The sequence below is a fragment of the Actinomadura sp. NBRC 104412 genome, from assembly GCF_030269515.1.
In the GTDB taxonomy this organism is placed as follows: domain Bacteria; phylum Actinomycetota; class Actinomycetes; order Streptosporangiales; family Streptosporangiaceae; genus Spirillospora.
Genome location: NZ_BSTM01000043.1, coordinates 1 through 26,006 on the forward strand (window position 1 = coordinate 1; position 26,006 = coordinate 26,006).

Genomic DNA, 26,006 nt, shown 5'->3' on the forward strand with positions numbered 1-26,006 from the left:
TATAATCCCTACAGGCGGCATTCCAGTATCGGGATGCACAGCCCCGTCACGTTCGAAGGGCTCAACCTGCCCTCAGACACCGCCGAGTGACCTCATCGCAGGTATCCGTGCAACGGGGGGAACCTCAGAAGACCGGCGCCCGTCTTCCGGACCGACCAGTGCGCAGCCGGTACCGGCGAATCAAATCCGTGGCGCTGTACCAGGACCTCAGCCCGTGTCGGTAACGGCGATGGCGACCTATGCTGCCTTATCACTCGCAGGGGATCGCCGGGCGCGCACCCATGGACAATGGCGTTGGCCGCGAGCTTACTGAGCACCGACTTCGCCGCGTCGGCGCATAGTGATCTGGCCCCAGCGACGCGCGCAGTCGTGCGCGTACGTTCGTCAACTGCCTGGGATCGGCGGGCACCGTGAACTCCTCACTTCTGAGGATCCGCCAAGGACGCGGTGAGTTCCTGGTCGATAGCAAGCTCCTTGATCCAAAGCATCTCGCGGAATGTCGATCAAGGAGCTGGTAGCCGTTCCGTTGCCTGACCTGGCGCGCATGTGCGTTGACCAGGTTGTTTCGTTTCCGGTACGACGGTGTGCGCCCGGGCATGGACCGGCACCAGACAGGCCGGCTGTTCCGGCTTCCGGACCACGTCGCACCAGATGCACAGCAACTACGACCAGCGGCTGGCCGATACAGGTGTTCGATGGCCAAGAACTGGTGATCCACCTGCGGGTTCACCGGTCTTGTGCCGCAACGACGCCCTGCACGAAGCGGACGTTCGTCGAGCAGGTCCTCGGCTTCGGCCTGTTGCTGGCGGTGCTGGTCACCGCCGCCAGCGTGCACCGCTGGCCGCCAGATGTTGACCACCCTGCACGCCGAGCACCCCACCATCACCAAGGCCCGGGCCGACACCGGCTACCAGAACGCCGTCGTCTAGCGCGGTGCAACGCTGGGCATCGGCGTCCAGATCGTCCACCGTGTGGCCGAGCGCGCCCTGGGCTGATGTTCCATCGCAGCCTGGCCCGCGACTACGGAACCATGCCCGCCCGCTTCGACGTCGTGATCGACCGCATGACCCGATAGCCGACCGGAGAATCTACTGCCACCTGGCGCGTTGCGGGGCATCGCTCCTCGAACCTGCGGGGGGTTGGATGACGATCTCGGCGGGCGGCCCGTCGGCCGCGGAACGGGTGCGTCCAACCGCGGCCACCGGTGGGGGACGGAGCGGGCGACGTCGGCTCCTCCGGGGCGTAGTACGCCGGGGGTGGCTGTACAGCGGCGGTGGGGATCGGCGGAGCGCTGGCCGCCGCGGACTTCTTCGGACGTACTTACCACTACCGGGACAACACCGCTACGTGGACGGCGCGCGTGAGTGCGCGGTCACCGCCGTGGACATCGACGACCTCGCCGACGGCACTGCACAAGGGGACGCAGGGCGGGCATGACCTCGGAGGCCGGCTTGCTCTTCGGGTCATGCGTCTGCTTTGTCTGCTACGGGTCGACCGCGTCAGTAGCGGCGACAGGTCGACATTCGCCGGGGTCGTGGCCTGTTCAATCCGACGGGCTGTCGAGGTGCAGCCGGATGAGTTCGGTGCGGGAGCTGATCCCGAGTTTCCGGAACACCTTTCGCATGTGGTCATCGACCGTGCGTGGGCTGATGAACAGCTGGGCGGCGACCTCACGGTTGGTGGCGCCCTGACTGACCGCCTGTACGACCTGAAGCTCTTGCGGGGTGAGTTGGTCGAGATTGTTCTCGTGGCGCTTGCGGACGGTCTCGCCCGTGGCTCGGAGTTCGCCGCGAGCTCTGCGCGCCCATGCGGCCGCGCCGAGCCTGTCGAAGGTCGTGAGCGCGTTCCGTAGCTGGGTGCGAGCATCGACGCGGCGGCGACGGCGGCGCAAGAACTCGCCGTACAGCAGCGCCGTGCGTGCCTGGTCGAGTGGAACGTCGGCCTCTGTGTGCAGCGCCAGCGCCTGCCGGAACCATCGATCCGCCTCGTTGCCAGTGGTCAGCAGCGCGTGCGCGCGGGCGGCGAGGGCACGTGCTTCTGGCGGAGCCGCGTCGGTGTCGCTGAGATAACGCTTGAACAGCTCGCGGCCTCGGGCGGGCTGGCCCACGCGTACGGCGGCTTCCACGTAGTCGGGGATCACGGTGAACGACACCCTGTGATGACTGGTGGACATGAGCGCGCGCATCGCGTCCAGATGCTGGACCGTCTCTTCGCCGTGTCCTTCCGCGAGGGCGAGCCGGGCGAGCGCGCTATGGGCGGACGCGGCTGCCGTAGCCAACCGGCGGATGCCCGCCTGCTCGCTGACCTCGTCGGCGAGGCGCTGGGCCTCCTGCTTTCGTCCGCGTACGGCGGCCAAGGCGACCCGGGTCGCCTGGTGCTGCCACCCGAGGTTGGGCTGATGGGTCTCCAGCGCGAGACGGTGGCCTTCGTCGGTCAGCGCCTCGGCGTGGGCGTAACGGCCGCGGAGGATCTCATCATTGGCCTGGTGCCACAGAGCCCAGGCAAGTGTTCCGGCCGCCCCGAGGGTCCGCGCCAACCGGACACCCTTGATGCGCAGCCGTCGTGCGAGCGCCAGGTCGCCTTGGGCGAAGGCCACACCGCCGGCTCGAACGAGAATGTGCGGGTCCTCCGTCTGCTCGGCGTGTGCGATGTCCTCACGCAGCGATGGAGGGTTCTTGCCTTCGTTGATCTGTGCCACGTACTGGAAGAGGCGGGCGAGCATGCCGTCATGACTGTCGCCGGCGTGCGGCAGCCGCGCCATGAGACGGTCGATCTCCCGCGTCGCGGCGGCATCGTTGGCGTGGAACGCGGCCTCGCTCGCGACGATGAGCATCCGCAGGGAGAGGTGGGGGTCGACCTCGACCGCCTTGGCGGCCGCCGGCAGCAGCAGGGGGAGAGCGTCGGCCACGACGCCGCAGCGCAGCTCGATCATTCCGCGGAGGTAGTGGATCCGGCCATGTACGGCAGGTGCGATGCTGTCGCAACGCTCCGCACGGTCGAGCAGATCGCGCGCGTGTGCGGTATCGCCGCCCAGCCACGCCGCGTCGGCCGCGCTCACGATCCGGCGCGCCTGGTCGCCTTCCTCCGGGCTGAGCGCGGCCGCCCACTCGAGCGCGGTCACCGCGGCGGCATGGCCTGAACGCCGCAGGGTCCGTTCTGCCGAGTGCTCAAGGTCGCGGGCGACCTCCTCGTCGGCCCCCAGGGCGGCCCGCGCGCGGTGCCAGGCTCTCCGGTCGCTCTCGGCAGGGTCACCCTTGAGCGCGTCGGCGAGCGCCATGTGAGCGGCTCGGCGATCAGCCTGGCACGCGCCGTGGTAGGCGGCCGAGCGAACCAGGGGATGACGGAAGGCGATCACCCGCCCGTCGATCCGTACCAGGTCGGCGAGAGCGCCGGACTCGAGCGGCTCCAGGTCCACACCAAGGACTTCAGCGGCACGGCGGATCGGGTCGAGGTGGCCTGTCCCTTCCGCGGCGCACAACAGCAGGAGAGACCGAAGTACGGGCTCACGTCGCCGGACCTGCTCCAGGTACACCCTCTCCAGCTCCCCGCTCAAGGGAAGCGGGTCGGGCAGCGGATCATGGCCGCCGAGTTGCCGCCGGGTCAGCGTTCCGGAGATCTCGATCAAGGCGAGGGGGTTACCGCGGGTCGCGGCGATCAGCCGATCTCTCACATCTGGCGCGAGGGACATCTCGCGCCGCGTGTCCAGGAGCCTTGCGGCCGCCTCCGCCTCTAACCCGGCCAAACGCAACACGCTTATTCCAGCCGGAATCGCGCAGCCCTTCCCCACCCGCCCGGCGACCAGCAGCGCGACAGGCTCGGTACGCAGACGACGGGCGACGAACGTGAGCACCTCCATCGAAGGACCGTCCGCCCAATGGACGTCGTCCACCAGGCACAGCACAGGCCGCGCTTCGCCGAGGTCGGAGAGCAGCGTGAGCACCGCCACCGAGACCAGGAACCGATCCGGAGCCGGCCCCGCCTCCAGACCGAGCGCGGTACGGAGAGCCCTGGACTGCGGCGCGGGAAGCGTCCCCACCCGATCAAGGACTGGGTGCAGGAGCTGGTGGAGGAGGGAGAAGGCGAGTGCGGACTCCGCTTCAGTGCCCTCGGCGTGCAGCGTCCGTAATCCGTGCGGCCGACCATCGGCGTAGGCGAGCAATGTCGACTTGCCGATGCCCGGCTCGCCCGCCACGAGGAGAGCGCCGCCCGCACCCGCTCGGCAGGAGGCCAACAACCGGTCGATCGCGGCCAGCTCGACCTCCCGGCCCCACACCATGCCGATGATCATAACCTTCGGCCAATGGGGCATGCCGCCCGGACGAGCGCCGGTCACACCGGCGAGATCGCCGGTGCGAACGGCGCTCACCGAGCCTTACCGTCCCGTGCATGCCGGCATGTCGTGGAGTTCGTTCACGCAATATGCATGACCGATGCCGATGCCTCATCGCCGGCCGGGCCGTAGCGGTCTTCGAACATTCCGAGGTGTGGATCGAAAATGGATCACACTGTGCGCGATCTGCACACGGGTGAGAACGCCCTGACCAGGCGCCTTCGGCTGCAACAAGAAGAGATCGATCGCTCGACGGTGGTACGGGTCCCCATCGAGTCCCTGTCGACATCCGGATCTCCTCGCCTTGGCGGGGAGGACGAAGCGCACGTACGAACGCTTGCGGACTCCGGCGGGGCGCTCCCACCCATCGTGGTGCACCTGCCTTCCCGCAAGGTCATCGACGGCATGCATCGTCTGCGTGCGGCGATCCTGCGCGGCGAACGGGAGATCGACGCGCGCTTCTTCCACGGCACCGAGAGCGACGTGTTCCTGCTCGCGGTCGTGGCCAACACCAAGCATGGCCTGCCTCTTTCTCAGCAAGACCGTGCCGCGGCGGCGAAGCGCATCTTCGAAATGCATCCCGAATGGTCCGACCGCATGGTCGCGGTCGTGGTCGGGGTGTCGGCGAAGAAAGTCGCGACGCTACGGCGTGAAATGGCCGGCCACATCCCGGAGACCACCGTGAGGATCGGCAGGGACGGGAAGTCCCGGCCGCTCGACAGCACGGCCGGCCGCGAGCGCGCCGCACAACTGATCATGAACGATCCGGGCGCCTCGCTCCGCGACATCGCCCGTGCGGCCGGCATCTCCCCGGCCACCGCCGCCGACGTACGCGACAGGATCGCACGCGGTGAGAATCCCGTCCCGGCGCGCTTCTCCGCGAAGGGCAGGCCACAACATCCACGCGAACCCGCCGAGAATCTGAACATCGCGCCGCCGGCGCTGTCCGCCGAGGCGCTCTCCGAGCTGGCCGCCAATGTCGAGCGGCTCCGCAAGGATCCGTCCCTCCGCTTCTCCGAGGTCGGCCGTGCGCTCCTGCGCATGTACGAATCATGCCAGGTGATCGCTCACCACAAAGACGCCGTCAAGAACGGGATACCACCACATCGGCTCGCCATGATGACGGAGCTGAGTCACGCCTATGCGCGAATACTCCGGTCGCTTTCTGAAGAACTCCGTGAGCTGCGACCGTCCGACACGGCCGACGGCGACGGCGAGCGCGCCGGATGACGGCCTGATCGGAGGTTGACCATGACGGGAACGTCCCCGATGACCGCGCCGTTCGTCGAGGCCACGCCGGCTGCCCGGCTCGCGGCGGTCGCCGAACTGGCGGCGGCCGGGCCGGTACGGCGGGTCACGTTGTTCACCGGTGTCCCGGTATGGCTGATCACCGGTTACGCCGAGGCGCGGGAGGCGCTCACCCATCCCGACATCATCAAGGGCACGGGCGGTGACGGGCCGCATCGCGACGTCGTCCCGGCCGAACTCGCCGCGGCGATGGAGCACCATCTGCTCGGTGCCGACCCGCCCGACCACACCAGGCTGCGCCGGCTGGTGTCCGCAGCGTTCACGCGGCGGAGAATCCAGGACCATGAGCCGCGGATCCGGCTCATCGTGGACGGCCTGCTGGACGATCTCTCGGTCGCTGGAAGGCGTGGCGCGCCGGTCGACCTGCTGGCCGCGTTCGGCCATCCCGTCCCGATCACCGTGCTCAGCGAGCTCCTCGGCATACCGGCGGACGGCCGGCGGGACTTCCAGGAATGGACGAGGGTCGCCATCAACGGCTCGGCCCATCCCCCCGAGACTTACCTCGCCGCCGTGACCTCGCTGATCGCCTACATCCGGGACCTGATCGCACAGAAGCGAGCCGTCCCGTCCGACGATCTCCTCTCCGGGCTGGTCGCGGCGCGCGCGGACGGTGACCGGCTGTCGGAGAACGAGCTGACCTCGGTGGTCTTCCTCCTGCTCGCCGCCGGCTTCGAGACCACGGCGCACCTGATCTGTGGCGGCACGCAAGCGCTGCTGGCCCATCCCGACCAACTCGACCTACTGCGTTCCGAACCCGACCGGCTTCCTGCGGCCGTCGAGGAGCTTCTCCGTTTCAACGGCCCCGCACAGGTGGCAATCCCCTATCGGACGGCGGCACCGGTACGGATCGGCGAGGTCACCATTCCCGCCGGCGAGGTGGTGTTGCCCGCGCTGCTGGCCGCCGACCACGATCCCCGCCAGTTCACCGCCCCCGGCCGGCTCGACATCACCAGGGCGATGGCATCGCACCTGGCCTTCGGCCACGGCATCCACCACTGTCTCGGCGCGCCACTCGCCCGGCTCGAGGCGAGGATCGCACTGGGCGGGCTCATCGAACGATTTCCGAGACTACGCCTGGCCGTCCCCCCGGAAGACCTCACGCTGCAAGCCGGCCTCCTCATCAACGGGCTGACCACACTGCCGGTCCTTCTGGACTGACCCCAGGATCCGCCGCCCCATCGGCAGAATGCGCGGAGACCGAAGACACGAACGTACGTAACTCAGACCGGGCCGCTCGCGGGGACTCCCACCGGCCCGTCGCCCAACCCAGGCGGGGTGGAGCGGCCGCACGCGGTCCGTCCTGCTGGAGTCCGCTGCCAGGGGCCTGTCGCGGTACGGCTACGGCAACATCGTGCTCGAAAAGGTCGGCGCGTGAGGCCGGATACGCGCGAGGCGCCTTGTATCACAGGTTCAAGGACAGACAGGACTTGCCCTAGCGGGGCCAGGAAATGTCAGCGCGGCGGACGACCGGTTCGTGTGGGACTGGTACGGCCCTCCTGACCATCGCGAGAAGCCGCGGGGTGCGGCCTCCGCCGAATCTCTCGCCGACCTGCGGCGGGACCCCGGCCGTTACCTCGCCGCCAGCCTCCCCTGACTGCCCTTGGCGGACGCGAGCGTCGACCTGGTCCTGTGCTCGCACCTGCTGTTCACCTGGGCCGGCGTCCATGTTCGGGACTGGCACCGTACGGCGATCCTGGAGCTGTGCCGGGTCAGCCGGGCGCGAGGTGAGGATATCGAGGCCGGGCTGCGGCGGCTGCTGGACACCGCCGACGTGCTGCTCGACGGCACCCCGGCGCCCGATCACCTGGTCCACGTCCGGGTGACGCCGTTCGGGTGCGACGGCCCGCGCGGCTCCCGGCAGGGCACCGACCTGGTGGTGGCGCTCGGCGGCATGCTGGCGCAGGTCGGCGATCCCGGCGGGCCGCCGCTCTCGCTCCCGCTCGTCCACATGGGCTGCGGCGAGCCGATCGGATTCCGCCGGCGCGCGAAGCGAGTGCCCGACCGTGCCGAACGAATTCCAAGGCGGCGCGAACCGCGTGCTCAGGATCCACACACTCGCCTGAAGCCGCGCATCACCACTGACCAGACCCTGATTTCCGTACAGTGCCATCGAACCGTGCGGCCGGCCAGATGACCGAACCTTGGGCCGCCACCGCCTGCGGAGGCGAGCGAACGCGGCGCCGAGAAGCACGGAGCAACGTCGGGCGGCCGGGCGGCCCCGCTATGTGACATACATTCGTGTATGTATGTTAGAAGACCGGAGAAGCCCGCGAACATGGAGACCTGCCGTGCCGATGATCGAACTCACCACCACCAAGGGAGCCCTGGACCAGGCCGTCAAACAACGCCTGGCCGCCGAACTGTCGACGATCGTGCTCGAACTCGAGGCCGCGCCTCTGGCCGACTTCGGGGATGTCGAGCACATGCAGGCACTGACCTGGTGCTTCATCAATGAACAGGAGGTGTTCGTCGGCGGACGGTCTCTCGCCAAGCCGGTCTATCGCGTGACGGTCACGATCCCCGAAGGCGCTCCCGGGGTGTTCGGCCCGATGGCGGCGCGCGGTCGGGACAAGTTGGTGAAGCGGGTGACCGCGGCGGTCCTTGCCGCGGAGGGCAGCGAGAACACGATGGTCGAGGCGCACCGTGTGTGGGTCCAGTTGCGCCAGATCACCAACGGTCACTGGGCGGGATTCGGCGAGATCGTCACCCTGCCCGAACTCGCCTCGTACGGATTCAACAAGGGCGAGCCGGGCAGCAAGATCGACCGAATGCGCCGGGCCGCGCTGGAATCCATCGGCGCGGCGGCCAGTGACCGAACGACTCCTGCTCAACGACGCTGATCCCGCAGCGCAGGGCGACCATGGGGCGACGGCCTCGTCGAACCGATCTCGGCCACTTCAGTCAGGCTGGAGGCCGGCTGGGCGGTCGCGGTCCTGCAACGTCGAGGTGCCGCGGGAGTCGCTCACGCGCACCCTGCGGCGTCGCGTAGCGGGTAGTGAGGCCGACCAGGCGGCCGGTAGCAGACCGATCACCTTCCGCAACACAGTCTGGTCGGGCACCTCGGGCCGCTCCAGGTGTGGCAGGTGTCCGCTGCTCGTCACAGCTCGACACATACATACATGACCGTATTCAGGTAGGCGCGTGATGCGACGACGAGGCCCTCTGGTCCTGGCGGTGCTGATAAGCCCTATATGGCCGTTGCTGGTCGTCTGCGCGCCGCCGGATGCCGGTGTCGCCGGGATGGCACCGGACGCGGCGGGGCACCCGGCGGCGGTGGTGGCCTGGTGCCCTGGCATGGCGCCCGACATGATCGTCCTCTCGACGGTGACCAACGCCGACTTCGACTCCGCCACGGCGCGCCAGGGGGACGACCCCACCACCATCGACGTCACCATCGCGGTGCGCGGGCGGACCTCCGTCCCGTACGAACCCGCGCCCGTCCTGGTGAAGCTGATCGCGGAACGGCACGAGGGCGTGCTGGCCGTGCCGATCGGGGCGATCGTCCTCAAGGCGCCGGGCAGGTTTCCCGGGCGCGGCATCCAGGTGCCGATCACTGAGCCGCCGCGGGGTGGACGCTCGATCCTCCCTCGCCATCGCTCGATCCTTCGCTACCTCTACCGGGTCTCCGCGCCCATCGGCAGCGGCGACCACTCCGCCCGCGAGCCCCGCTTCACGCTGGGGCGGCCGCGGGGGAACGGCCCCGCGGGGAAACGGCCAGATACTCCAGAACCGACATGACGCGAACACCGACGCATACCTGGACGCATATGTCTCAATGGACGAGCTGATTCGGGACGCCACCGGATTCTGCTGATAGCTCACGATCGTGGAGGCAGCGCAAACACCAGTGGTTCAACAGCGGCCGGCCTCCTGGTCGGCGCGTCCTGGCCGGGTCGCCGGCCTGGCCGGGCCGCCATCGCCTGGCGCATACGCGCGTGAACGGACCGTTCCACAGCACTATCTACCTGGAGGTTACCCATGGCGCCCGAGTCAGATGCCGTCCCCGTAAGGCCCTGGGAGGTGATCGCCACCCTGATCTGGGTGGGCCTCTACTGGGCGGTGGCGACGACGTTCGGCTTCGTGTACTCAGGGGCGATCACAGGCGAGGACGTCTCGTATGCCGTGGTCTGGACGGCAGCTCTCGGACTATGGATGTGGCGGGTCTGGCATGGCGGGCCCGTAGCCGTCCGTTACATGCGCCAAGTGCTCCGGGCCTTCGGGGTTCTCGCACCGGGTGGCGTGGCGCTCATCATTGTGTTCGCGCTCACGGGATTCGGCCTTGATGACGTCTTCGATAACTGGCCCACGTCCCAGTTGATCCTGCTCACGCTCCCGATGATCGCAGTTGGCGTGGTGTCCTTCATGCTGTCCAGGCTGCTGAACCGGCCGGTCGTGACCGAGTGGACCATGGCGCGGCGGACGACGGTGCGATGACCGGACGGTGGCCCCTGGTCACCATGATCTGGCCGTCCCGCCGAACCGCCGTCACTGCCCGTCCCCAATAAGCGCGAGGTGCAAACGATCCCGCGCCTACCGGATGGTTGGGACCGTCCCATCCGCGATCAGTCTGTCGGCGGCCCACAGGCCGTGGAAAGCGCGCACCGACGGTCTCGCTGCGCCACCGTCCGTCATGATGGTCACCGCAGCGCGTCGAGTGCGCCCTTGGCTCGGGAGAGCTTGTTCGGGTTGACCACGCCGTAGATCTCCGACACTCGGTCGCTTCCAGGGGCGACCTCGACGACGAGTACGCCGAACACCTTGGAACCGAAGACCAACGAAGCCGGGTGGCCGTTGACCTCGACAGGGTGTATCCGCAGGTCCGTTCCATAGGCTTGGTGCTGGGCCGCGATAAGCCGGGCCACCTTGTCCCTGCCTTGGATCGGACGGTGCGCCGCCCGCAGATGGCCTCCGCTGTCGGTCCACATCGTGACATCCGGTGCCAGGACCTCCATCAGCTCGGCCAGGTCCCCGCCGAGCGCCGCGGCGAGGAACCTGTCGGTGACCGCGCGCCGCACCCGTGGATCGGGCTCGTACCGCGGGCGGCGCGCCTGAACGTGCTCGCGGGCGCGGTGGGCGAGCTGGCGGACGGCCGCAGGGCTCCGCCCCAGGACCTCCGCGATTTCCGTGTGTTCGTAGCCGAACGCCTCTCGCAGCACGAACACCGCGCGCTCCAGCGGTGACAGCGTCTCCAGCACCACCAGCAGGGCCAGCGACACCGACTCGGTCCGGCCGACGGCGTCGGCCGTATCCTCCACCCGGGCGAGGCTGGTCCCGGTCACCAAGGGCTCGGGCAACCACGGCCCGACATAGACCTCCCTGCCGCCGCGGACCTGGCGCAGGCGGCGCAGGGCCTGGTTCACAGTGATGCGCACGAGGTAGGAACGCGGGTCGGCGATCGTGTCGTGACGGGCCGATGCCCAGGACAGCCAGGTCTCCTGCAGCACGTCCTCGCTGTCGGACACCGTGCCCAGCATGTTGTAGGCCACGGCGAAAAGCAGTTCCCGATACTCGGTGAAGACCTCCTGCGCCCCAAGCTCCGCAGGGTCGCCCTGCCGCGCATTCGATTCCTGGTCGTTCCCCATTACCGGCCCGTCCTCCCGTCCACATCGGGTCCTCCACACCAAAGAGTCGGTTCGCGGGCCCATATGTGACAGCTCCAGCCGGGTGTGACCAGCGACACCCACCGCCGATGTCACAGTGCCCGGTGCTTGTCGACTCTGTAACGGCGTGGGGCCAGGTCCCCAGGCGGGAGGAGAACCAGGCATGCTCGCGAGGCTTTCGGTGTTCGTGCTGCGTAGGCGAAGGGCGGTGCTCACCACCGTCGCCCTGCTCGCGGTCGCGGGTGCGGTGGCGGGGTCCTCGCTGTTGGGCGAACTGAAGGGCGGTGGATTCGACGACCCTGGCTCGGAGTCCGCGCGCGCGACGGCCGTGCTGGAGAACGTGCTCGGGCAGGGCCAGCCCGATCTCGTCCTGCTCGTGCGCGCGAAGGCGGGCGTCGACGACCCGGCGATCGCCACCGCCGGCACGGCGCTGACCCGCAGACTGGCGGGTGAGCAAGGGGTGACCAACGTCACCTCCTACTGGACCGCGGGCCGGCTGCCTCGGCTGCGCGCGGCGGACGGCCGCAGCGCGCTGATCCTCGCTTCGATCAACGGCGACTCCAGCGCCGCCGACAAGCGAGTAGGGACGCTGCTCCCGCGGTACCAGGGCACACACGGCGATCTGGACGTACGGGCCGGGGGCGTCGCGATGGTCCAACACGAGATCAACGCGCAGACCAAACGGGACGTCGCCGTCGGCGAGCTGATCGTACTGCCCTTGACGCTGGTCGCGCTGGTCCTGGTCTTCGGCAGCGTCGTGGCCGCGCTGCTCCCGCTGGCGGTGGCGATCGTGACGATGCTGCTGGGACTGGGCCTGATGGGGGTCCTGGCCGCCACCACGGATCTGTCGATCTTCGCGGCGAACGCGGTCACGTTCGTGGGTCTCGGCTTGGCGATCGACTACAGCCTGCTGATCGTCAACCGCTACCGGGAGGAGCTGGAGGCCGGGCGGGAGCACCAGGCCGCGATCGGCACGGCGATGCGCACCGCCGGCCGCACGGTCGTCTTCTCGGCGATCATGGTGGCCGTCGCGCTGTCGGGCCTGGCGGCCTTCCCCATGCTGGCACTGCGTTCCATGGCCTACGCGGGGGTGGCGACCGCGCTGCTCGCGGCGGCCGCGTCGCTGGTCGTACTGCCCGCCCTGCTGGCATTGTGGGGAACACGCATCGCGCGGAGCCGCCCGTCCCGGCGCAGCGCCGAGGCAGGGTTCTGGCACCGGTCGGCCATGATGGTCATGCGCCGTCCCCTGCCGGTGGCGACGGCCGCGGCCGTGCTCCTGCTGCTGGCCGGAGTGCCCTTCCTCGGCATCCGGCTGGGATATCCCGACGAGCGGACGCTGCCCGAGTCGGCGATGTCCCGGCAGGTCGCCACCGCGCTGCGCGCCGGCTTCTCCCCGGGTGAACAGAACGCCCTGCATGTGGTCGCTCCCCGTGCGGCCGCCGGTCACGAAGTCATCGGCTCCTACGCCGCCCGGCTGTCGCGGCTCCCGCATGTCGCCAGTGTGGAGTCGTCCGCGGGCGGGTTCGAGCAGGGCAGGCTGGTGGTGCCCGCGGGACCGGCGCACCGGCGGTTCACAGCAGGTGGCGCGACCTACCTCTCGGTCGTCCCCGCCGCCGGCACCAGCGAGGAGAACGCGATGCGTCTCGTGCGTCACCTGCGCACCGAGCCCGCGCCGTTCCCCATCCTGGTCGGAGGGACGGCGGCGCAGAACCACGACTCCACGGCCGCGCTGGCCGAACGGCTGCCCATCTCCATCGGACTGGTCGTCATCGCCATGCTGACGCTGCTGTTCCTGCTCACCGGCAGCGTCCTGGTGCCGTTCCTGGCGTTGCTGCTCAGTGCCCTCAGCCTCACCGCGACCTTCGGCGCGCTGGTCTGGATCTTCCAGGAGGGTCATCTGTCCGGAGTACTCGGGGGCTTCACCGTCACCGGCAGCACCGTGGCGACGCTTCCGGTCACACTGTTCGCGCTGGCCTTCGGGTTGGCCATGGACTACCAGGTGTTCCTGCTCGCCCGGATCCGGGAGGAGTACGATCGCACGGGCTCGCCCACCGCCGCGGTGGCATACGGCCTGGAACGCGTCGGACGGATAGTGACCGCCGCGGCAGTGCTGATCTCGATCGTCTTCCTCGCCTTCCTGTTCTCCGAGGTCACGCTGATGAAGGCGTTCGGCGTCGGCCTGCCCCTGGCCGTCCTGATGGACGCCACGGTCGTCCGTGGCGCGCTGCTGCCTGCGGTGATGCGGCTCGGTGGCCGTGCGACCTGGTGGGCGCCCCGGCCTCTGCGCCGCCTGCACGCACGCTTCGGCCTCCATGAGAACACCGGAGAAGCAGAACCGGTCAAAGTCGCCGCCTGACACTCACCACGCGGACCCACGGACCATCACCGGTCATGGCGTCGTAGCACCAACCCGGCAAGGAGGCACGGAAAGCCTGGGCCACCGGCACCTCATGCTCCCTGATCCCGGTTGCCGATCCGACGACCGTCCCCGCGCCTCGACAACCATTCCTACAACCTGCTGCAACGCGGAATGCGCAGCATCAGAAAACGTGCCATGGCTGCGCCACCCACCCTCGCCCTTTTCAAACGAAAAACTCCCGGAGATCACCCGACCACACCCAAGCCGTTGGTGAAGGCGTTGGCCTACATCGAATTCTCACTAGGAGACCAGCATGGCCCGGCGGCGTACCTGGACCCTCGCCCTGACAGCAACCGCCGTCCACCTCCTCATCCTGGACCTTGTCGGGGTCAACGTCGCCCTCCCCGACATGCGGCGCGACCTGGACGCGAACCTGCCCCAGGTGCAGTGGGCCATCGACGCCTACGCCCTGGCCCTGGCGTCGCTGCTGCTGACCGCGGGGGCCCTCGCCGACCGGTTCGGACGGCGTCGCGTATTCCTTTCAGGGCTCGGGGTGTTCGGCGGCACCTCGCTCGCCTGCGGACTCGCCCCGTCCGCGCTCATCCTGGACGTGTGCCGCGGCGTGCAGGGCATCGGCGCGGCAATGTTGTACGGGTCGGCCTCACCGCTATTGGCGGCGGTGTTCCCCACCGGACGCGAGCGCAACCGGGCCCTCGGCGTGTTCGCGGCATCGGCAGGCGCCGCCACCGTCACCGCCCCGCTCCTCGGCGGCCTGCTCACCGAGGTGTTCGGCTGGCGCGCGATCTTCGTCGCCAGCGCCGCCGTAGCAACGGCCGCGCTCGCCGTCGGGATCCGCGTTGTGGACGAATCACGCGCCCCTCACCCGCGCCCGCTGGACCTGCGCGCCACCGGCTACCTCACCGTCAGCTTGATCGCGGCGATGTGGGCGCTGATCGAAGCATGGAACGCGCCGTGGCAGGCGATCGGCGCACTGGCGCTGGCGGTCACGGCCGGGACGCGGCTGGCACTGCGCCGGACCCCGGACCCGATGATCGATTTCTCGCTGCTGCGGGACGGGCTGTACGCGGCCAACGCAGCCGCGGCGTTCGCGTTCCACGTCGCGGGCGCCGGCACGATGGTCTACTTCGCGCTGTACGTGCAAGGTCCCATGGGTGCGCGGCCTGCCGAGATGGGCCTATGGTTTCTGGCCTACAGCCTGCCCGCCCTCGCCATACCGCTGCTCCTTGGCCCTGTCGTGCACCGCGTCCCGCCCGCAGCGGCGGTGGCGGCCGGTCCGCTGCTGACTACGGGGGCCTGCGTCTCGCTGGCCGTCACCTACGGGCAGGGCAGCTTCCCCGCGATGGTGCCGAGCCTAGTGGTAGGCGGGATTGGAGCCGGGATCGGCACACTCGTTTCCAGCCAGGTCGCACTCGCGGCGGCCCCGTCCGAGCGTGCGGGCGTCGCGGCGGGCATCACCAGCACCGCCAAACAACTGGGCGTCGCCGCCGGAGTAGCCGCACTCGGCGTCCCCTACTGGGTCGACGGGCTAGGCGCCGTCCTTATCGTCGCCGCGGTCATCGCCGCCCTTGGAGCACTACCCGCCCTCCTACTGCCGGCCGCCCGGCGGCAGCCAAAGCCAGGAATGCAGGCAACAACGCGACGACCACCAGGACATAACCAGGCGATCTCGTCCCCATCTCAACCGGTCGACTAACCCTTCACAGGTTCAGCGAGGACCGGGTCAGCGATGTCTAAACTCGCCGCCCGCCCCCAGGTGCTGCGCCAAACACGGCTGCTGGTACACCCCGACAGCGTGTCGCGCTGGCACCGCGCCCCTCTCCGGCCTCGCGCCCCGTCCAGGCCGCAGCGGACAGGTGCCGGGTCTGACCCGGCGCCCCGTAGTGCGGCGGGCGTTGTGGGTGCGTGGCCACCGCAGAGGAACGTGCGCTCGGACACGGTTACACCGACCACCTGATCGACTTCATGGACGCGATGAGCCTGGACCGACCAATCGTCTCCGGCGTATCCCTCGGCGGTTGAGTCACCGCAAGGCCGCAGCCCACCGCCCCACCCGAGTCCGCCAGCGCAACTCAACACCCCCGGCAACATCACCTCCAAGCCCGAGAAGATGACCAAGCTCCAGGAGTTTGACGCCGCCACCCACCCCGAAAGCGTCCGCGCCTGCGTCGAATGGCTCTTCCACGACACCTCCCAGGTCACCGGCGAGATTGTGGAAGTACGGCGACGCATCTATACCCAACCCGGCTACGTCCACCATGGAGCACACCGTCGCCCCGCAGGAATCCGAAGTACGCAAGCGCTACCTCTGGGACCCGTCCTGGCTCGGGAAAGTTCACCTGCCCACCGTCATCAACGGTGCCGGCCACTGGCCCCAGTAGAAACGCGTCGAGGAGTTCAACCAACTCCATCGCCACTTCCTCAACAGGCTGGAGCCCCCTCCACAGGTTGCTCGCCACGATTGAACGCTCCGCGCAGACAGGGCGACGCCGATGCGGCCCAACACCGTAAGACAGGGCCGCAGGCTGCCGTAACATGCGGTGTCATGAGAAAGATCGAGACTCCGCAGGAAATTGCGCAGAAGCGCACCGTAACCGCTGATGCGCTATTGAGCGGAAGCGTCGATTTGCGCATGTACCCTCACCGGCACGTGGCGGTGGTGTCGCACGGGAATGCCGCCATGAGCCTGACGGGGGTGATCGCGGCTGTGGAGTATCTCTGTCAATGGGGTTGGGAACTTGTCAGTCTGACGAACGTGGGCAACAACATCACCATGATGTGTGCGGTAATGCGTCGCACCGGATGACCATTGCGGTTTTCGAAATACGTTTGCAGCTATCATCCACATAGTTGATGGTTGGCCACCATGCAGCGATACGCTATTCATTGATCAAAACTCTGTAAAGCTGTGTCCGCTCCAGCGCACGGCGAAGCGTGTCGGTGCCGGAAACCGGGTCACCTCAGGCCGACCTGCGAGTACTCGTGGATGAGTCCAGGGTCGATCTCCTGGGGGACAGTCAGCCGTGAACCTGGGCCTCCACGCGGTGACGGATGTATTCGTCCGGATGCGAGCGGGCGATCGCCACCGCCGTGTCCACAAGGTGGTGGAGTTCCGGCGGGTACGCAGACCGCCACAAAGGCAGACCGGGGAGGATGCAACGCCGAACGTCCAAGTGCTCATTGTTCACGAATTCCCGGAGCGCGGCCTCGAACCACTCCTGCGCCAGGACCGACCTGTCATCAGGTTCTACCTGGCTTGCGGTCCGGGAGCTTTCCGCCTGTATGTTGTGCAGCTGAAGCGGTAAAGCCGACCAGTACCACGCCCGCGCGGCTCCCGCCCGCTCCAAGTCAGTGCCCATTCGTAGATAGTCCAGAAGCGCGGAGCGGACCCGTCGGCGTCCGAATGCGTTGAGAGCCGGCTCGATGAACTGACGGTTGAAGCTCGGGTCAGGGTCGTAGACGGCCGCCTTGATGAGGACGTCGAAGGCACCGTCGGGCAGCATCAGGCCCTGTTGGCAGGCAGTGTGCAGCGCTGCCCTTACCGACAGCCTCCAGCGCCGCTGGTCATCAGGATCCCACTCGGGCTCAACCGCAAGATCGATCGCACGGACAACGTCGGCCAGGCAGCGTAGAAACAGTGCCCGTCCGTCATCGGTTCTCGCTGGCAGTGCCGTGAACACCTGCGGAGTACCGGATCCCTCCTCAGCTGCTTCTTCATCCTGGCTCGCGCCCATAGTGACCCCTCAATCCGGAACCGGAAGCTGCCCACAGCTACATCTTCCGCCGACTGCACGAGGCGATCAACGCAAAGGCGGGCACCAGCCTGCCGGGCAGTCTGCACTGTGTCGAGAGTCGGCACGTCTCCCGACGCCGACATCGATCACGGCGCAGGACGCGGGTGTTATCGGATAGGCGCGGTTGCCGAGCGAGGCTCCGATGAGGCCGGTGAGTGTTGTAGTGATCGACGTACTCGGCCAGCACTGAACCGCGTGCGCATCGACATGCGCATTTCCTGGGATAGGCGCTTCGCTTACAGACTGATGCCATGACCGTCGACCGATCCGATCATGCCGACGCCCGGACCGAGGCCACCCTGGCGGAACTCTTCGGTCCGCTCACCGCGCGACTCCGCAGCCACGAGCGTCCACTCGTCTACCTCTCCCTCCTCTTCTCGCTGATCTACTTGCGGCACGCGGACGCGCGGTCGTGGTCCGAGCTGCGGGACGAGGTGCGCGCCGCGGTGGACGGGCAGTGGAGCCCGCAGAACCTGCTGCGCGCCGTCGGCGACCGGGTCGTCGACGCGTTGCGAACGGCGGACGCCTCCACCGAGTTCACGGCGCGGCTCGCGGACCTTGACGCTGAGACCGTCGAAGACGTGGCGCGCATCGTGCTGCTGTGCGAGGGCCTGGGAGTGGACGCGTTCCACCCGCTGGCCGACCGCTTCCAAGCCTGGCACCGACCGCAGGCCGAGGCGTTCTTCACACCACGCCCGGTAGTGCAGATGATGATCGAGCTGCTGCGCGGGGGCGGTGGGCTCAGCGGACGGCTTCATGATCCCTGCCTCGGCAGCGGAGAGTTCCTGGCGGGGATGGTGGAGGCGGAACCGGGCGTACGGCTGTCAGGTACCAGCTCGTCCCGTGACCTGATCGCACTCGCCGCCATGAGCCGCTGGGATCTTCCGATCAGGACGGCGACGCGCGCCCCCGTGGAGTACGCCCCGTTGCGATATTTGATCGGCTCCATGGGCGAAGCCGGCCCTCGGTAGCAGATCGACATCTTCGCGTGCTTCTTGCCGTGCTTCGGTGGAGGATTCAAGGCTCGTACCCCATGATGGAGGCGGTCTCCCGCCCTTGAGGGCGGGAGACCGTGGGGCTCTGCCGGGTCTTCGACGGGGATTGCTAGTCGGCCGTCACACGAAGAGGCGGCGGAGCCCCTCCCAGACCAGTCGCGCGGCGACGAGAATCAAGAGCTTTTTGGCTATGCCGCGCCAGAACCGGGCGTCACCCGGCAACTTTGCCCTTCTGGGGGCCACCCATCCTTGTTTGTCCTTGTTCGTCGATTCTTCGCTGGTCACGCCTCTCCCTTCACTAGCCGAGTCGCTGCGGCGACCCGTGCACAGCGAGGTTTACAGCACTCGAGAACCACTCGTCAGGCGATCGACGATTCTGGCATTGGTGGATGTTGCTGGACACCCAGCCAATATGCTTAATAACTTGAGAGCTGGCGGTGCCATCTCCGTCAGCGGCGCTGACCATCACCTAGCCCGCGATGCTCTGCTATGCGGAGATTGTCCGTTATTAAGCATTTCGGCGGGTACTTGCCTCGCGCTCGCGGGGATTGAGGGCGGCCAAATGCGGATCTTGGTCACCGTCCAGGAATGGCCACCCGGAGGGGTGCGACTGAAATCTGTCGGTGGCCGGCCGTACAACGGAGGCGGTCACATGAGGGGGTGTTCATGAAGCTGTCGGATGCAGCGTGTGCCGTGTGGGGCAAGACGGGGCGAGCGAGCAAGAAGAAGTCCGTTCCGGCTCTTGCCTGGCACCCGCTCGTGTCTCACCTTGTCGACACTGGCAACGTGGCCCGGTCCCTGTGGCGGGACTTCGTACCGCAGCCGCTGAAGTCGCAGCTCTGTGACGTGGTGCCGGGCGGAGAGGCCGAGGCCGAGCGTCTGGTTTGCTGGCTGGCCGCGCTTCATGATCTCGGGAAGGCGTCGGACTTCCAATCCAAGAGCGCCTGGCACGCTCGGCTCGGACGTCGGGCGGGGTTGCCGTTCTCTGAGCGGACGCGGACCCCGCACTCTCTGGTGTCGGCCTTTGCGCTGCGGCAGTTGCTGGACACGGCGGGCTGGGAGGATGCGGACTGGCCAGCGCTCGTGCTCGCTGGTCACCATGGCATCTTTCCTGACTCCCTGTGGCGGGAGGTCGCTCAGCGGGCGTTGGCCTATGAGCACCCAGGGTGGGTAACGATCCGGCGGGAGCTGTTCCAGGCGGTTTCCGACCATCTGCAGGTCGAGCCGGAATCCTGGAGGCGGCTGCGTCCTCCACTGCCACTACAGATGGGCGTCGCGGGCATCGTCATCCTGGCGGACTGGTTGGCCAGCAACGAGGCGTTGTACAGCTATCAGGCACCGTTCTCCGATGATTACCCGCAGCAATCCCTTGCGAGAGCGGCACAGATCAACGATGTGATGGGGCTCCGGGATGTGTGGCATCCCGATCTGAATCTGGCTTCAGCCGAACCGCTGGCTTTCTTCCCCAATCGCTGGCCTGGGATCACCGAACCGCGAGACGTCCAGGTCAAGACGCTACAGGAAGCCCAGCAGACGACAGGCGCCGAGCTGATGATCATTGAGGCGCCGATGGGAGCCGGTAAGACGGAGGCGGCTCTGGCTGCGGCCGAAGTTCTGGCGGTCCGGGCGAAGGCGAGCGGGATCTTCGTGGGCCTGCCGACACAGGCGACGTCCAACCAGATGTTCGACCGGGTGACGGACTGGCTGACCCAACAGGACGGTCAAACCACGGTCGTCCTTGCGCACGGTAAGGCGGACCGGAAGGAGGAGTACCGGCGACTGCTGCTGAATGGCATCGGAGTCGACGAGTGCGATGGCGGGATCAGCGCCTCACAGTGGCTGTCGGGCGGCAAGAAGCGGCTGCTGGCCCCGGTGGTGGTGGGCACGGTCGACCAGGTGCTGTTGGCAGGGGTGGCGGCACGACACGTGGCTTTGCGGCTGCTCGGATTGCTCGGCAAGGTCGTGGTCATCGATGAGGTTCATGCCTACGACGCCTACATGTCGGTCATTTTGCGGCGTGTGCTGTCGTGGCTCGGCGCGTTGCAGGTTCCGGTGGTGTTGCTGTCGGCGACCCTGCCGCAACGGGCGCGGGGGGAACTGCTGGCCGCCTACGCCGGGCGAGCCGTCGAGCCAGCGGGAAAGGTGTCCTATCCGCAGATCAGCCGGATAGGACATGGCGAGTCCCGGCCACGGACCGTACCGACGCGAGCGCCGGGCAGGGCTAGCGCGCGGTTGGACGTGCTCGATGAGTGGGGCGAGGACCCTGACACAGTCGTCAACACGGTCACCGAGTTGCTGGCAGCCGGCGGTAGCGCTCTGATCATCCGCAACACCGTCGGCAGGGCACAGCGGACCTGGCGAGCCTTGCAGCATAAGTTCGGTTCGGGATCGGTCCGGCTGGTGCATTCCCGATTCACGGTGGCGGACCGCCGGGCTCGCGACGAAGCTCTGATCAACGACTTCGGCCCGCGACGGAAGCCTCATTCCGGTGCTCGCGTGGTGGTGGCCACCCAGGTAGCGGAGCAGTCCTTGGATGTCGACTTCGATGTCGGTATCAGTGATCTGGCGCCGGTGGATCTGCTGCTGCAGCGGGCTGGACGAGTGCATCGTCACTCCAGGAGCGACCGGCCTGGGCCGCTCCGGCAACCGCGGCTGCTGGTGGCGGGCTGCGCGCGGGTGCCGGACGGGCCGCCGCGGTTGCCGTTCGGCAGCGCGCTGGTGTACGGCGAGCATCTGCTGTGGCGTACGGCGGCGGCGCTGCGGGGCCGCGACCGGGTCGACATTCCCGAGGACATCCCCATCCTGATCGAGCAGGTGTACGGAGACGAGCCGATCGGTCCGGCCTCCTGGCAGCGTGACTTGCGCCGTGCCGCCGAGGACCATCAGGACAGGTTGGAATCCATGCGGCTGGCGGCACGCCAGATCATTCTGCCGCCGCCCGACTGTGACGCCCTGACCGGCATCGGCAGTATCGGGGAGGCCCGGGACGAGGACGATCCCGAGGTTCAGGCCACGGTGCGCCTGGGAGCACGCACCATCGAGGTCATCCTGCTGCAGGCGTCCGAGTCCGGCGGCGGCACCCCCGAGAAACCGGAGCAGGCGATTCCGGTCTCCGGGGGCAGCCGTGGGCTCATCCCTCTGCGGCGGCGCCCCTCTTCCGACCAGATCGATCTGATCCTGGACCAGGCCATCCGCCTGCCGCAGCAGCTGACCGACGCGGCCCTTGAGCAGGGTTTCACGCCCGCGGCCTGGTCCAATACCCCCTGGCTGGCGCGGACGCGGGTGCTGTTGCTGCCAGCCGAAGGCCACCTGCGCATGGGTGACCGTCAGGTCAGCTACACCCCCGACACCGGTTTGGAGGTCACCCGTGCCTAAGACCTCGCCTGGCACGCATCCGCAGCCGAGTTCGGCGTCGACGTTCGATCTGATCGATGATCCATGGCTGCCGTGCCTGCTCGTCGACGGCACCGCGACTTCGCTGTCCATGCGGCAACTCCTCCTGCGAGCCCACCACGTCCAAGACCTGGTGCCTGATGCGGCCACCCAATATCCGCCGATCCTGCGCATGTTGCTGGCGGTGGTCCACCGCGCCGTGGGACAAGGACCCCATCCCGGTCCCCGATCAAAAGAGGAGTGGACGTCGCTGTGGGGACAGCGGCGGCTGCCCGCAGATCGGATCAGCCGCTACCTCGATGAAGTACGGCACCGGTTCGACCTCTTTCACCCGCGAACGCCGTTCGGGCAGGTCGCCGGGTTGCGCAGCAGCCGTGACGAGACCAAGACGATCGCGTTGACCATCCCGTTCATGGCCGCGGGCAACAACGCTCCGCTGTTTTCCGCGGTCCGCGACCATGAGCCGCCATCACTGACCCCTGCCGAGGCGGCACGCTGGCTGCTTCACGCACACGCCTGGGATACCGCGGCCATCAAGACAGCCGCAGTCGGCGACCCGAAGGCCAATGCGGGCAAGACAACCGGGAATCCGACCGGTCCGCTCGGCCAGCTCGGTGTGCTCATACCGACCGGGCCAACGCTCTGGCACACCCTGATGTACAACCTGAAAATCTTGAATGCCGACATCAGCGGCTCGGGTGATCTGCCGTCGTGGGAACGTCCTTGCGTGGATGCGACCTGGCGGGAACGCACACCGGCCGGGCTGCTGGACCTGTACACCTGGCTCGGGCGCCGCATCCGGCTGGTCGCCGAGACCACCCCCGAAGGACCGCGGGTCCGGCGGGTGGTGCTGTGCGCGGGCGACCGGCTGCGCATACCGGATCTGTGGCAAGTTAGGCAGCCGGTCGAGCCGCACACCGCATGGCGGCGCAGCACCACGCTGGAGAAGAAGCTCGGACGGACGGTCTACATGCCGATCGTTCATCAACCGGGGCGGCAGTTGTGGCGCGGGCTGGGCGCCATCCTCGCCCACCAGGCGGTGACCGACACCACCCCCCCGCAGCACTATACGCCGCCCGGCATCCTGGCACAGCTACGCGAACTGGCGGGCGGACCTCTCGCGCAAGAGCTGCTGCTCTTGCGTGCGATCGGCATGACCTACGGCAATAAGAACGCGACCATCGAGGAAACCTACGTCGACGACCTGCCGCTTCCCGTCGCGGTCCTGCGCTTGACCGACCACTTTTGGGAGACAGCAGCGCTGAACGCGGTGCGTGACGCCGAGAACGCCGCACGCGACTTGGGCCAGCTGGCGGTCGATCTCGCCAAGGCCGCGGGCTGCAAGGACGACCGCGTGCTCAACGGCCGCCGGGACAACGCCCGCATGAGGTTGTACGCGACGCTCGACCAGCGGTTCCGCCGCTGGATCGCCGCCCTCGGTGGTGATGCATCGCCCCGGCAAGCCCTCGACCAATGGCGCTCCACCGTGCGGACCCGGACCTACCAGATCGCCGACGAACTGCTGCTGCGAGTGCCTCCGGCGGCGATCCGAGGGCGGCCGGTCCACTCGGGGCGCGACCGCACCGAATGGCTCGACTCGGCCCTGGCCGAACGCTGTTTCCGCAACGCATTGGACGCCGACCTTCCGCAACCGCCCAAGGAGGCTGACCATTGACTGCTTCCACCACGGACACACCTCGCGGCTGGCAGAGGGAACTGGCGGCCGTCCTCGACGCCTTCGTCGTCCGGCGCAATGGAGAGGTCGATTTCGACCGGGCCGGGCTGGCCGCCTGCCGGCGGGGACTGAGCAAGAAGCCGATGGACGTGCCGGCCATGTTCCAATACATCGCTCCGGTCAGCCTGGCGGTCCCCGCCCAGTACGGACCGCGGGCCCAGGCCCGCGTGGAAGCCGCCACCCACTACACCCTGGCGCTGTACGCCTTCCACCAGCAGTCACAAAACACCCGGATGCACCAGCGCTCCGGCAGCAGGCCCGGGACCAGTGTGGGGAGGGCCGCCGCACGCCTCCATCAAGCGCTCAAGAACACCTCTCCCGAAGGGGTGGACCGCCGGTTCCTGGCGGCGACGACCGCCGACAGTCTCGAAGAGGTTGTCGGTCACCTGCGCGTTCTGGTTCCCCAACTCCGTCAGCATGCCATCGCGATGGACTACCTCGCACTCGCCGCCGACCTGGAAGCCTGGCCCGATCCAGAACGCCGCGCACGTATCCGCCGTCGATGGGGTCTGGACTACCGGTGGCAGCCCCGTACCGAAGACGACCAGGACGACACCCTTCAATCCGACAGTTAGAGGCTTTCGCGATGACCTTTCTCGACATCCACATCGTGCAGTCCGCACCGCCCTCCAACCTGAACCGGGACGAGTCCGGAAGCCCGAAAACGGCGACCTATGGGGGTGTGCTGCGGGCACGTGTGTCGTCCCAGGCATGGAAACGCGCCGTCCGCGATGCCTTCCTCAACGACCCCGATCTGGCCAAAGACGGTGGTCTGCGCACCCGGCAGCTCCCCCGCGTCATCGGCGACGCCGTCACCGCACGCCGCCCTGCGCTGGGCGCGGTGTCCGACACCATCGGCGAGGCGGCCACACGCGCACTGTTCAAGAAAGTGAAACTCGCCAAGAACAAAACGACCACTGAATACCTGCTCTTCCTCGGTCACGACCAGGTCGAACGCGTCGCGGAAGCGCTGGTGTCGGCCAACCTTGAAGAAGTCGCCCATGACCCGGACCTGATCCGCGAGCGCATCACCGGCCTCGATCTCCACGAGTTCGGTGTCAAAGGGCATGCCGGAGCCGTCGCCCTGTTCGGCAGGATGATCGCCGACGCGCCCGAGCTGAACGTCGATGCCGCCTGCCAGGTCGCCCACGCCATCTCCACCCACAAGGTCGTCGGCGACCAGTTCGACTACTTCACCGCCGTCGACGACGAGTCCCGCCGCCAAGACGAAACCGGCGCCGGGATGATCGGCACCGTGGAGTTCAACTCCGCCACCCTGTATCGGTTCGCGACCGTGTCGATGCGCGACCTCATCGCCAACCTCGACGGCGAGGCCGACCGGGCCCTGGACCTGGCCCTGGCATTCGCCGAGACCTTCGCCACCGCCATGCCCACCGGCAAACAGAACACCTTCGCCGCCCACACCCGCCCCGACCTGATCATGCTCAGCGTTCGCTCCGACCGGCCGGTCAGCCTCGTCGGCGCGTTCGAGGAACCCGTGCGCGCCCCCGAGGGCGGCATCACGCCCGCGTCCGTCGCACAGCTGGTCACCTACCACAGCCAGCAGGATCAGATGTACGGCACCAGCCCCATCATCAACGTCCTGGCCTACCCCGCCTGGCTCGCGGAACGTGTCCGCGACGACAAGCACATCGAACTGCCCCCCGCCCAACCCCTCAAGACCGCTCTGGACACCGTCCGCGCCGCATTGAACGAACGGCTCACCGCATGAGCGTGCTGATCCTATGCCTCGCCGGCCCCCTACAGTCCTGGGGCATCGCCAGCCGGCACAACACCCGCAGCACCCGCACGGCCCCCACCAAGTCGGCAGTGATCGGACTGCTCGCATCGGCCCTGGGCCGTCCCCGCGGAGCCGACCTGTCGGACCTGGCAGCACACGACTTCGGGGTCCGCGTCGACCAACCGGGAGAACTCCTGGTCGACTACCACATCGTCACCGCCGCCTCCCACAGCGCCGATCCGGCACTGCAACGCCTGCCTACCGCTGCAGGCTCCACCCTCCGACCCCACGAATCAACGAAGGTCACCCGCCGCCACTACCTCACGGACGCCGTCTTCGTCGCTGCGCTACAAGGTCCGCTCACCGACCCACTGGCCGAAGCGCTCCAGGCACCGCGCCACCCTCCCTACCTAGGCAGGCGCTCCTGCCCACCATCCCGTCCGATCCTGCTCGCCAACACCGACCGCTACCCAACCGTCAAAGCGGCCCTCGAAGGCGTCGAGTGGCAGGCCGGCCCAGCCGAACGCCGCCGCCACCGCACCGACGACCACGTCACCTGCGAGATCATCATCGATGACCGCAACGGCGACCACCACCTGACCGACGTACCACTGCACTCGCCCCCATACCAGCGCCGCTTCGGTAGTCGCAGAGTCAGGCACGAATCAGTCCGCATACCCGCCCACCCCACCAACCCCTCTCACGACCCAATGGACTTGCTGGGATGAGCCCT

The 26,006-nt window shown here is 68.0% G+C and carries 19 protein-coding genes; 15 read left to right on the top strand and 4 right to left on the bottom strand.

Annotated elements, in window-relative coordinates:
- Positions 1–1,543 precede the first annotated feature (1,543 nt).
- On the bottom strand, positions 1,544–4,366 hold the full coding sequence (locus QSK21_RS32900; protein WP_285701509.1) for a helix-turn-helix transcriptional regulator: 2,823 nt from the start codon (positions 4,364–4,366) through the stop codon (positions 1,544–1,546).
- Between the two features lie 141 nt (positions 4,367–4,507).
- Here QSK21_RS32900 and QSK21_RS32905 point away from each other — a divergent pair, with 141 nt between their 5' ends.
- From QSK21_RS32905 to QSK21_RS32930, 6 genes are all read left to right on the top strand, one after another.
- Positions 4,508–5,560 carry a ParB/RepB/Spo0J family partition protein gene (locus tag QSK21_RS32905; RefSeq protein ID WP_285701511.1) on the top strand — a complete coding sequence of 351 codons (1,053 nt, stop codon included), beginning with the start codon at positions 4,508–4,510 and terminating at the stop codon, positions 5,558–5,560.
- 21 nt (positions 5,561–5,581) lie between these two features.
- Positions 5,582–6,796 carry a cytochrome P450 family protein gene (locus tag QSK21_RS32910; protein ID WP_285701513.1) on the top strand — a complete coding sequence of 405 codons (1,215 nt, stop codon included), beginning with the start codon at positions 5,582–5,584 and terminating at the stop codon, positions 6,794–6,796.
- A gap of 442 nt (positions 6,797–7,238) precedes the next feature.
- Entirely contained in the window at positions 7,239–7,772 is a 534-nt protein-coding gene (locus tag QSK21_RS32915; protein WP_285701515.1) for a hypothetical protein, read from the top strand.
- A 154-nt stretch (positions 7,773–7,926) separates the two neighbouring features.
- Complete coding sequence (locus QSK21_RS32920) at positions 7,927–8,478, top strand: hypothetical protein (protein ID WP_285701517.1); 552 nt, start codon at positions 7,927–7,929, stop codon at positions 8,476–8,478.
- A 301-nt stretch (positions 8,479–8,779) separates the two neighbouring features.
- The gene (locus QSK21_RS32925) at positions 8,780–9,376 is read left to right on the top strand and encodes a hypothetical protein (RefSeq protein WP_285701519.1); all 597 of its coding nucleotides are present in this window, start codon (positions 8,780–8,782) and stop codon (positions 9,374–9,376) included.
- A 282-nt stretch (positions 9,377–9,658) separates the two neighbouring features.
- Positions 9,659–10,072: a hypothetical protein gene (locus QSK21_RS32930; protein ID WP_285701521.1), complete on the top strand. Its 414-nt coding sequence runs from the start codon at positions 9,659–9,661 to the stop codon at positions 10,070–10,072.
- Between the two features lie 203 nt (positions 10,073–10,275).
- On the opposite strand, the gene sigJ is transcribed toward QSK21_RS32930, so the two are convergent.
- Positions 10,276–11,220 (bottom strand): RNA polymerase sigma factor SigJ, encoded by a 945-nt coding sequence (gene sigJ, locus QSK21_RS32935; protein ID WP_285701523.1) that lies wholly within the window; start codon positions 11,218–11,220, stop codon positions 10,276–10,278.
- Positions 11,221–11,401: 181 nt separating this feature from the next.
- On the opposite strand from sigJ, the gene QSK21_RS32940 reads away from it, so the two are divergent.
- The 3 genes from QSK21_RS32940 to QSK21_RS32950 all read left to right on the top strand — a co-directional run bounded on the left by QSK21_RS32940 (position 11,402) and on the right by QSK21_RS32950 (position 16,421).
- Positions 11,402–13,594 (top strand): MMPL family transporter, encoded by a 2,193-nt coding sequence (locus QSK21_RS32940; RefSeq protein ID WP_285701524.1) that lies wholly within the window; start codon positions 11,402–11,404, stop codon positions 13,592–13,594.
- 316 nt (positions 13,595–13,910) lie between these two features.
- Positions 13,911–15,311: an MFS transporter gene (locus QSK21_RS32945; RefSeq protein WP_285701526.1), complete on the top strand. Its 1,401-nt coding sequence runs from the start codon at positions 13,911–13,913 to the stop codon at positions 15,309–15,311.
- An 849-nt stretch (positions 15,312–16,160) separates the two neighbouring features.
- Complete coding sequence (locus tag QSK21_RS32950) at positions 16,161–16,421, top strand: hypothetical protein (protein ID WP_285701528.1); 261 nt, start codon at positions 16,161–16,163, stop codon at positions 16,419–16,421.
- A gap of 211 nt (positions 16,422–16,632) precedes the next feature.
- Here the strand turns inward: QSK21_RS32950 and QSK21_RS32955 are convergent, their stop codons facing one another.
- Entirely contained in the window at positions 16,633–17,349 is a 717-nt protein-coding gene (locus QSK21_RS32955; RefSeq protein WP_285701529.1) for a hypothetical protein, read from the bottom strand.
- Positions 17,350–17,660: 311 nt separating this feature from the next.
- Here QSK21_RS32955 and QSK21_RS32960 point away from each other — a divergent pair, with 311 nt between their 5' ends.
- Positions 17,661–18,380 (top strand): DNA methyltransferase family protein, encoded by a 720-nt coding sequence (locus QSK21_RS32960; protein WP_285701530.1) that lies wholly within the window; start codon positions 17,661–17,663, stop codon positions 18,378–18,380.
- Positions 18,381–18,524: 144 nt separating this feature from the next.
- On the opposite strand, the gene QSK21_RS32965 is transcribed toward QSK21_RS32960, so the two are convergent.
- On the bottom strand, positions 18,525–18,689 hold the full coding sequence (locus QSK21_RS32965) for a hypothetical protein (protein WP_285701531.1): 165 nt from the start codon (positions 18,687–18,689) through the stop codon (positions 18,525–18,527).
- A gap of 381 nt (positions 18,690–19,070) precedes the next feature.
- Here QSK21_RS32965 and cas3 point away from each other — a divergent pair, with 381 nt between their 5' ends.
- Genes cas3 through cas5e form a run of 5 tightly spaced genes read left to right on the top strand, consistent with a single transcriptional unit; the run spans position 19,071 to position 26,001 of the window.
- Positions 19,071–21,779: a CRISPR-associated helicase Cas3' gene (gene cas3, locus QSK21_RS32970; protein WP_285701534.1), complete on the top strand. Its 2,709-nt coding sequence runs from the start codon at positions 19,071–19,073 to the stop codon at positions 21,777–21,779.
- Positions 21,772–23,472, top strand: coding sequence for a type I-E CRISPR-associated protein Cse1/CasA (casA, locus tag QSK21_RS32975; RefSeq protein ID WP_285701536.1), 1,701 nt, complete (start codon positions 21,772–21,774; stop codon positions 23,470–23,472). The genes cas3 and casA overlap by 8 nt, the downstream gene beginning before the upstream one ends.
- Positions 23,469–24,107, top strand: a complete 639-nt coding sequence (gene casB, locus QSK21_RS32980) for a type I-E CRISPR-associated protein Cse2/CasB (RefSeq protein ID WP_285701538.1) — start codon at positions 23,469–23,471, stop codon at positions 24,105–24,107. Before casA ends, casB begins: the two co-directional genes overlap by 4 nt.
- On the top strand, positions 24,053–25,264 hold the full coding sequence (cas7e, locus tag QSK21_RS32985; RefSeq protein ID WP_285701539.1) for a type I-E CRISPR-associated protein Cas7/Cse4/CasC: 1,212 nt from the start codon (positions 24,053–24,055) through the stop codon (positions 25,262–25,264). The genes casB and cas7e overlap by 55 nt, the downstream gene beginning before the upstream one ends.
- On the top strand, positions 25,261–26,001 hold the full coding sequence (gene cas5e, locus QSK21_RS32990; protein WP_285701541.1) for a type I-E CRISPR-associated protein Cas5/CasD: 741 nt from the start codon (positions 25,261–25,263) through the stop codon (positions 25,999–26,001). The genes cas7e and cas5e overlap by 4 nt, the downstream gene beginning before the upstream one ends.
- The last annotated feature ends 5 nt before the right edge of the window (positions 26,002–26,006 follow it).